Annotated in this window: 10 protein-coding genes; 6 read left to right on the plus strand and 4 right to left on the minus strand. The window is 49.7% G+C overall.

The features are described from left to right. Positions 1-235 precede the first annotated feature (235 nt). Positions 236-580: a hypothetical protein gene (locus NNO08_RS22580; RefSeq protein ID WP_271457587.1), complete on the minus strand. Its 345-nt coding sequence runs from the start codon at positions 578-580 to the stop codon at positions 236-238. A gap of 219 nt (positions 581-799) precedes the next feature. Here NNO08_RS22580 and NNO08_RS22585 point away from each other — a divergent pair, with 219 nt between their 5' ends. After that, positions 800-1,270 (plus strand): SRPBCC family protein, encoded by a 471-nt coding sequence (locus NNO08_RS22585; RefSeq protein WP_271450230.1) that lies wholly within the window; start codon positions 800-802, stop codon positions 1,268-1,270. Positions 1,271-1,391: 121 nt separating this feature from the next. Here NNO08_RS22585 and NNO08_RS22590 read toward each other — a convergent pair whose 3' ends face one another. Continuing rightward, positions 1,392-2,411 (minus strand): patatin-like phospholipase family protein, encoded by a 1,020-nt coding sequence (locus NNO08_RS22590; protein ID WP_271454226.1) that lies wholly within the window; start codon positions 2,409-2,411, stop codon positions 1,392-1,394. 322 nt (positions 2,412-2,733) lie between these two features. On the opposite strand from NNO08_RS22590, the gene NNO08_RS22595 reads away from it, so the two are divergent. From NNO08_RS22595 to NNO08_RS22610, 4 genes are all read left to right on the plus strand, one after another. Continuing rightward, the gene (locus NNO08_RS22595; protein WP_271450231.1) at positions 2,734-3,876 is read left to right on the plus strand and encodes a transglutaminase-like domain-containing protein; all 1,143 of its coding nucleotides are present in this window, start codon (positions 2,734-2,736) and stop codon (positions 3,874-3,876) included. Next, the gene (locus NNO08_RS22600) at positions 3,854-4,210 is read left to right on the plus strand and encodes a mercuric transporter MerT family protein (protein ID WP_202038371.1); all 357 of its coding nucleotides are present in this window, start codon (positions 3,854-3,856) and stop codon (positions 4,208-4,210) included. The genes NNO08_RS22595 and NNO08_RS22600 overlap by 23 nt, the downstream gene beginning before the upstream one ends. Continuing rightward, complete coding sequence (locus NNO08_RS22605; RefSeq protein WP_271450232.1) at positions 4,207-4,488, plus strand: heavy-metal-associated domain-containing protein; 282 nt, start codon at positions 4,207-4,209, stop codon at positions 4,486-4,488. Before NNO08_RS22600 ends, NNO08_RS22605 begins: the two co-directional genes overlap by 4 nt. 207 nt (positions 4,489-4,695) lie before the next feature. Next, a complete protein-coding gene (locus NNO08_RS22610; RefSeq protein WP_271457588.1) occupies positions 4,696-5,361 on the plus strand; it encodes a YecA/YgfB family protein in 666 nt (221 codons plus the stop codon). Positions 5,362-5,442: 81 nt separating this feature from the next. On the opposite strand, the gene tyrP is transcribed toward NNO08_RS22610, so the two are convergent. Further along, entirely contained in the window at positions 5,443-6,654 is a 1,212-nt protein-coding gene (gene tyrP, locus NNO08_RS22615) for a tyrosine transporter TyrP (protein ID WP_202038372.1), read from the minus strand. Positions 6,655-6,887: 233 nt separating this feature from the next. Here tyrP and NNO08_RS22620 point away from each other — a divergent pair, with 233 nt between their 5' ends. Beyond that, the gene (locus NNO08_RS22620) at positions 6,888-7,127 is read left to right on the plus strand and encodes a YecH family metal-binding protein (protein ID WP_005127720.1); all 240 of its coding nucleotides are present in this window, start codon (positions 6,888-6,890) and stop codon (positions 7,125-7,127) included. 45 nt (positions 7,128-7,172) lie between these two features. Here the strand turns inward: NNO08_RS22620 and ftnA are convergent, their stop codons facing one another. Beyond that, positions 7,173-7,670, minus strand: coding sequence for a non-heme ferritin (gene ftnA / locus NNO08_RS22625; RefSeq protein ID WP_005127719.1), 498 nt, complete (start codon positions 7,668-7,670; stop codon positions 7,173-7,175). Between the last annotated feature and the right edge of the window lie 53 nt (positions 7,671-7,723).

Raw genomic sequence — 7,723 nt, forward strand, 5'->3', positions numbered from 1 at the left:
CTCTAATAGTTTTTAAAATCCCTCGGCGTTCGCGCTGTGTGGGTTCAAGTCCCACTCCGGGTACCATGGGAAAGAATAGAATAATCAAAGCAATAAGCAGTGTCGTGAAACCACCTACGGGTGGTTTTTTTGTGCCTGAGATTTACTGACAGCAAGTAGCTTGGGTCGCAATATCCCCCCAGTAAAGCCAAACCGCTAAAACGCCCAATTCACCAACATGATTTAGCCCATTCGTTTATCGACGTATAGGCGTGTTCAGCATAAACCCTCCCCGGGCCGGGTTGTTCATGAACCCATCACGGGCGGGGTTATCGTTGTGGTTCTGAAAACCGCTCATTATGAGGGGATCGTTAATGTCATCCTGAATCGCAAAGGGTCTGTGGATCCGGTTACGGGCTCTGAACGTAAACGCAAAATCATTTGCTCCGCCAATCACGATAACGCCATTGCCGGCAGCTAACGCAGCACTCAACTCTTGCTCTCTTTGAGCCTGACTTTGCAATGTACCGGCTGCAACAGATGAAGACGCCAACAGCAGTAGTGCAAGGACGGCGCATGAAAATACCTGTGACAGTTTCATGATAAATACTCACAAATAATATGGCTATTAAAGTATAGCGTTTGATGACGCTCTTATCCGGGCGCTAAACAACCATTTTCTGGCAGCTGAGGCGGTGATTCTGGGGGGCTGGCCGGTGTAATTAAGCACTATAATAAAAACAGCTCACAGGTGATTATGCCTGTTCGTAGCACAGGCAGGTGCCGCAGATTTTCCACCCCATAGGGGAGAGAGAAGGCGATGGCTGACTATCAGTTTTCCACACTCTGGCGGGTTGAGGCTTCACTGCAGGATGTCTGGGATGTTTTCTCTCACCCGGATCAGTGGCCAGAATGGTGGAGCAGCCTTGAGCGTGTTGTTGAGATCAAGAAAGGCGATATACAGGGGGTCGGAGCGTTGCATCGTTACACCTGGAAGGGTGTGCTTCCGTATCGTTTAACCTTTGATATCAATGTATTAAATATTTCGCAGTACTCTCTTCTTGAAGGTGCTGCCAGCGGCGAGGTTGAAGGGCGCGGGGTATGGTCTTTTATTGATACCGGTAGGGAAACTGTTGTCAGGTACGACTGGAATGTACGAACCACGATTCGCTGGATGAATATACTTGCCCCACTGGCGGCACCGGTATTTCGTTGGAACCACGATACGGTAATGCGCGAGGGGGCGAAGGGATTAGCCCGTAAACTTGGCACCCATGTGTATATATCTTGATTCAGAGCCTATCCCATTAGGGCTATTTTGCTTGCCATTTCGACGCGGGCAGTACTCAAACTGTTTGCGCCAATGACGTCTGCTGGGATAGGTTCTTAGTCCTCTGTTCTCAGAGGCAGTTTTATCCCTGAAAATTAAAAATCCCGCCGTTGTTAACTAACAATGCGGCAATTTCATTTAACGTGTTGTCGAATGCCGCGGCATTTTGCAGTCCTGCGTTATGCAGCAGTTCTAAATTCTCACGCGATGCGTTATCCAGCGTTGGATCGGCACCATATAATTCGGGTTGAAGCCTGTAATATTTCGCGTTTTTTACCGTTGAGGCGATTTGTTGTAAATAGTAGGCAGTCATCTGCGGGCCGCCTTCGAGCGCGATATCGATAGCAGGTTTCGCCCAGCCAAAGGGTCCCCAGTCTTTAACCTCTGAATATGAATAACCCTGCAGCTTTTTACCGGTACCCAGAGAGACAATGATCATGTCTTTGATGCCAGCGACGTTTGAAAACTTAATCGCCTCGGAATAAGCACACAGTGCTGGATCATTTGCCACGACACCACCATCGACCAGAACATACTTTTGCGGTAATGGGGGAAGTGAGTAAATACGCGCTGCTTCGAAGTACGTTGGTGCTGCGGAGGTACCACGTAAAACATCTCGGACCAGAAAATCCCGTTTTTTGGCTACGGCAGAGTGTTGTTTGAAGATCACCGGAAGACGACTGCTGACATCATAAGCAACAAAGCAGGTTGGTTTTAATAATTCACTCAGTTTTGTATCACCGAAGGCTGTTTTTAATACTCGCTCCAGTTCCGTTGCCGAGTATTTTTCATCACTTACACCGCCTAATGAGCTGATGGTTTTCCAAATGCCGACGTCAAAAATCTCATCGCCGTCCTGAAGATAGAAGTTGACGGCTTCCTGAGCGGAAAATTTGGGGTTTCCTGTCGCGTCGGGACACACATAGGCAGAACAGAGGATGGCGCCAGTACTGGTGCCTGCGACTAAATCGAAGTAATCAGCGATTCTTGCTGTCGGTTTTTTTGCTCTATCTTGTAACTTCTTCTCCAGTGCGACTAATAGCATACCTGGCAGGATGCCTCTGATGCCACCGCCATCAATAGACAGTATTCTCATCGCCATTTTGACTTCCTCTCAGTGTATGAAACATGAAAGCGGGAGACTATATGTGAAGTGCCTGCGTTTAAATATAGACAGGTTTTCGGCGGTGTTTCCTTAATAAGAATGAGGGATCTTCATGTCGTCATTACTGTACTTTCTCGCCGGTAAGTGGCTTAATGACGGCCACATAGTTTCTTATTTCATTCACAGTTAACAGGTCTGTTATTGATGAATAACCTCCATCGACTCGCCTTTTTATGTCAGCGTCTGTCTGCTGTGATGATCGCCTACGGTTTTTTTCTATTCAGCCGTCGCTTAATTTTCACAATATGGACAGACAGCAATGCAACGTCGACAATTTCTCAAAAATAGCGTTCTCCTTTCCGCCGCCGGTTTAGTCGGCCCTTCGGTTGTTAGCCGGACGGTACAGGCTGCTGAGCCTGCAATCATGCCGGTGGCACGTCGGCGCTTTGTGCTATCGCAAACGTATAAGCTCAACCCACCAAAGGGTTCAAGTGGTGTCGTGAAGTTGTGGATCCCTTTGCCGGTCGATACCGCATTCCAGCAAATGATAAATCTTGCTTTTAGCGGCAATTATAAGCAGGCGTATGTCACAACCAACAATGTCTATGGCGCAAAAACGTTGTTTGCCAGTTGGCCTGACTCGCAGGGAGAGCTGCTGATCAAGGTTGATATCGACATTGAGACAGCCGATTGGGAACCGCTGCAGCATGACGCGTTAAAAAACTGGCAAGCACCGGAACAGATTACTTACCCGCTGGATGCAAAACCATATTTGTTACCAACAACGCACACCCCGATTGATGGGCTGGTCCTGGAAACAGCGCGTAAAATTACCGGTAATGAACAAGACCCGCTGAAAAAAGCTCGCCTGATTTACGAGTGGGTGAGCAGTCATATGGAGCGTGATAATGACGTTATCGGCTGCGGAACCGGGGATGTCGCGGAGATTTTAAAAAGCGGGAAGCTCAAGGGCAAATGCACCGACATGAGCTCTGTTTTTGTCGCCCTGGCCCGAGCCAGCGGCATTCCTGCACGTGAATTGTTCGGGATTCGTCTTGGGAAAGCAAACAAGCTGGAGCGTTACTCAAAAAGTGCTTTTGGCAAAGCCGACAGTGCAGGTGTTGCCGATGTAAGCGGGGGGCAGCACTGCCGCGCGGAGTTCTACCTGGCTGGCTACGGCTGGCTACCGTGTGATCCGGCCGATGTGACCAAAATGCGTCTGGCAGAGAAAAAAACACATCAGGATGCGGACGTCCAGGCGGTGAATACCTATCTGTTTGGCAACTGGGAAATGAACTGGGTTGGCTTCAACTATGGTCGTGACTTTGAACTGTACCCGGCTACTGAGCAGGGAGCGATGAACAACTTTGGTTATCCTTATGCTGAAGTAGACGGTGACCCCATCAATTTCTATGACCCGAAAGCGTTCTCTTACCGCTATGTCGCAACAGAACAACGCTAAAGGGGCGGGATTGACCCTACTGACGGCCGCCGCGGCTGCCGTCACTGCTGGCTTATGTTGCGTGGGACCGCTGCTATATCTGCTGTTTGGTATTTCGGCGGCGAGCTTTGCCGTGTTCACTCAGTTTGAGTTTCTGCGCATTCCCCTGATGTTGCTGTCCTTAGGGTTATTGTTACGCGTTTTCTGGCGACTCTACTTTTCTAAAAAACTATGGTGTTCCGGATGGCTGTCCCTGAAGCAAGCGCGCGTTCTGTACTGGTGTGCGTTGGCGCTGATTCTGCCCGTGCTGTTTTACCCCACGATCGTGGCCTGGTTTTATGAGGTGTTTGAGTGAAGATTGTTACGTTAATTGCATGTCTACTGTTGCCATTGTGGACTCAGGCTGCCAATCAGAAAGTGGTGCTGGATATACAAAATATGACCTGCTCGCTATGTGTCATTTCGGTTAATCAGGCGCTACGTGAAACGGATGGGGTGATTAAAGCCAAATCTTCGCTCAAAACCCGGCAGGCAGAGGCTATCGTCCCGGAGGGATTTTCTACCGATACGCTCCTTAACGCGGTGGCGAAAACGGGGTATACCGCAACGTTGAACCGTATTGAGCCACAATAAACCACCTTCGGGTGGTTTTGTTCTGTTTTCCGCGTATGATGCCCGGCGGCTGATGCTCCCTTTTGTGCGTTAACTACCGGAATTCCCCTCGTTTCCTGTTAACCTGAATTGGCGGTACCTGTAAGCCGCTCATGCCCATTTGGATCTGTTATCCCACCAGCCATGTAAGATAATCACAGGCAAGAATTTTTACTAAGGAAAAGCGTTATGAAAACGGGACCACTAAACGAGAGCGAACTGGAATGGCTGGATGATGTGCTGACTAAGTACAATACGGACAAGTCTATTCTGGATGTGTCAGAGCTGGATGGCTTACTGACGGCGGTGCTCAGTTCACCGTATGAGATCGAGCCGGAGCAGTGGCTGGTCGCTATCTGGGGCGGTGCGCAGTATGTTCCGCGCTGGTCCTCCGAAAAAGAAATGGCGCGTTTCATGAATCTGGCGTTCCAGCATATGGCGGATACGGCCGATCGTCTGGATGAGTTCCCAGAGCAGTTTGAACCGCTGTTTGGCCTGCGTGAAATTGAAGAACATGAGCTGACTATCGTAGAAGAATGGTGCTTTGGCTATATGCGAGGCGTCGCGTTGTCGGATTGGTCAATGCTACCTGATTCACTGAAACCCGCTCTTGATGCTATTGCGTTACACGGGACAGAAGAAAACTTCGAAGTGGTGGAGAAACTGACACCAGAGGCATTTGAAGAGAGCGTGGATGCCATTCGTCTGGCGGCTCTGGATCTGCATGCTTACTGGATGGCACATCCGCAGGAAACACCGGTTAACGTCCCGGTAAAAGTTGATGCCAAAGTGGGGCGCAACGACCCATGCCCGTGCGGCAGTGGTAAAAAATATAAACAGTGCTGTCTGCATTAAAAGAGAGGGGCGTAAGCCCCTTTTACTTTACAGAGCCAATAGTAGGCCTGATAAGCGTAGCGCCATCAGGCAAAATCTTCGTTAACCCACTTCAGGCAGCAGCCCTGCGGCTATAGAAAATTGCACTGCTATCACCACGATGCCGCAAATAAAGACCAGCGCCAGCGCCGGCGTGCCACCCATTACGCGGTAGTTTGCCTGCGGGTTGTGTTTTCTGCTCCGCCAGGCCAGCATGGAAGGGATCAACAGAGCCAAAACGGCCAGGGCAACGCCTGCATATCCCAGCGCCATGACAAAACCTCGCGGATAGAAAAGAGCAAATGCCAGCGGTGGCAGGAACGTCACGACACCAGTTTGCATTCTGCCGGCCACAGTATTACGGCGCTGAAAGAGATCTGCCAGGTAATCAAATAACCCCAGTGCCACACCGAGGAAAGAGGTGGCCAGTGCGAGGTCGGCAAACAGATGCACGGCCAGTTCGACGTGCGGTGAAGCCACGACTTCACGTAATGCCTGTAACAAACCGTTTAAGCCAGCGTGATTGGCTAAAAGTCCCATAAACGTTGACGAGTTAATGCTACCGAGCGTGGCCAGTTGCCAGAAAATATAGGCCACTAACGGGATGGCGCTACCGCTGATAAACACCCAGCGCAGTTTACGGATGTTGCCGTTCATGTAGCTGACGATGCTGGGTACGCTACCGTGAAAACCAAATGAGGTAAAAATAACCGGGATCGCGGAGAGTGCCAGGCCTTGTTGAAGCGGCAGGGTAAGCAGGTTCACCTTATGAATATGCGGCATCAATAGCGCGAGCATTGCCACCAGGAAAATGATTTTGGCGCTAAACAATAGACGATTGAACAAATCAACCAGTGAGGTCCCGACGCACACCACGCCACCGGCAACAAAGGTGAACAGCAATACGCCTGTGGTGGGCGAGATGCTGGTTCCGGTCCAGTCACTGATGCTGGAGGCCAATAGCTCGCCTGCACCACTGATGTAGGCGGCGGTCAGGGCATACATCAAGAACATCATGCTAAAGCCCGTTACCCACTGCCCGTATCGACCAAGATAGCGTTTTGCCAGTGTGCCAAGCCCGGTGTCTGCCGGTACATGCTGGTACACTTCAAGCAGCAACAGCGCGGTGTAGCACATCAGGGCCCATAGCCCAACCAACAATACCAGCGTGACGCTAAACCCCACGCCTGCCGCCGCCAGCGGCATTGCCAACATACCGGCACCAATCGTGGTTCCCGCCACGATAAAAATACTACCCAGGGTTCTGTTTTTCACGCTTTCCTCTGTCCCAGAGATAATCAACGGTTATATCTGCGGCGCAGGTTAAGGCATAACGCTATTTTCGTCAAATCACCGTTACAAGTGCTGTATATTAATATTTACAGATGCTGAGGCTTAAGATGTATTAAAAATGATATTTATCTGCTCTCTGCCCGCATAAACCTGCGTTAGCGCAAAGCAGCGTTGTGCGGTTCACATTAGGCTACGGGCTTTATTGAGGAGGTAGTATGGAATCTATTCACGGTCACGAAGTGCTCAACATGATGATTGAATCTGGTGAGCAGTATTCACATGCCAGCCTTGAGGCGGCGATTACCGCGCGGTTTGGTGAGCAGGCACGCTTTCACACCTGTTCAGCAGAAGGCATGACGGCGGGCGAGTTGGTCGCGTTTTTAGCGGCGAAGGGGAAGTTTATTGCCAAAGAAGACGGCTTCTCTACGCATGAAAGCAAGATCTGCCGCCACTAAGATTCTCGAATAACGGTGGCAAACTGCCACCGTTACCCAACAACATTAATTCTGTGTATCAAGGGTTGCCAGTTCTTTATCGATGAAATAAAGACCTTCGCCACTTTTACCTGCCAGCGATAACTTATCGATGACAGATTTAAATAATTTCTCTTCTTCATGCTGCTCAGCAACATACCATTGCAGGAAATTAAAGGTCGGATAATCCTGGTGGGTCATTGCCGCATGCGCCAGTTCATTAATTTTTTGGGTGATCAATTGTTCGTGCTCATAGGTTACACGGAACAGTTCATCCAGCGAGGCATATTCTGCAAACGGTGAAGAAACAGTATTAATACGCGGCAGGCTGCCGGTATCCGTCAGGTAATCGAACAAACGCTGCATATGCGTCATTTCTTCCTGGGCGTGACGACGCAGAAACGCGGCCGCACCTTCGAAGCTGTGATAGCTGCACCACGCACTCATCTGTTGGTAGAGCAGGGATGAATATAATTCAAGATTCATTTGCTCATTCAGTTTATCGATCATTTCTGTTTTCAGCATGGTTCTGCTCCACGAACGTTATTATATATTGACGTGGCGCCACTATAATTTGT

The organism is Citrobacter sp. Igbk 17, from assembly GCF_028069775.1.
Taxonomy (GTDB): Bacteria; Pseudomonadota; Gammaproteobacteria; order Enterobacterales; family Enterobacteriaceae; genus Citrobacter.

What these genes read in the sequence shown, in the direction of transcription:
- NNO08_RS22580 (WP_271457587.1), bottom strand. Translation starts at nt 580, where the DNA reads ATGAAACTGTCACAGGTATTTTCATGCGCCGTCCTTGCACTACTGCTG.
- NNO08_RS22585 (WP_271450230.1), top strand. Translation starts at nt 800, where the DNA reads ATGGCTGACTATCAGTTTTCCACACTCTGGCGGGTTGAGGCTTCACTG.
- NNO08_RS22590 (WP_271454226.1), bottom strand. Translation starts at nt 2,411, where the DNA reads ATGGCGATGAGAATACTGTCTATTGATGGCGGTGGCATCAGAGGCATC.
- NNO08_RS22595 (WP_271450231.1), top strand. Translation starts at nt 2,734, where the DNA reads ATGCAACGTCGACAATTTCTCAAAAATAGCGTTCTCCTTTCCGCCGCC.
- NNO08_RS22600 (WP_202038371.1), top strand. Translation starts at nt 3,854, where the DNA reads ATGTCGCAACAGAACAACGCTAAAGGGGCGGGATTGACCCTACTGACG.
- NNO08_RS22610 (WP_271457588.1), top strand. Translation starts at nt 4,696, where the DNA reads ATGAAAACGGGACCACTAAACGAGAGCGAACTGGAATGGCTGGATGAT.
- NNO08_RS22620 (WP_005127720.1), top strand. Translation starts at nt 6,888, where the DNA reads ATGGAATCTATTCACGGTCACGAAGTGCTCAACATGATGATTGAATCT.
- ftnA (WP_005127719.1), bottom strand. Translation starts at nt 7,670, where the DNA reads ATGCTGAAAACAGAAATGATCGATAAACTGAATGAGCAAATGAATCTT.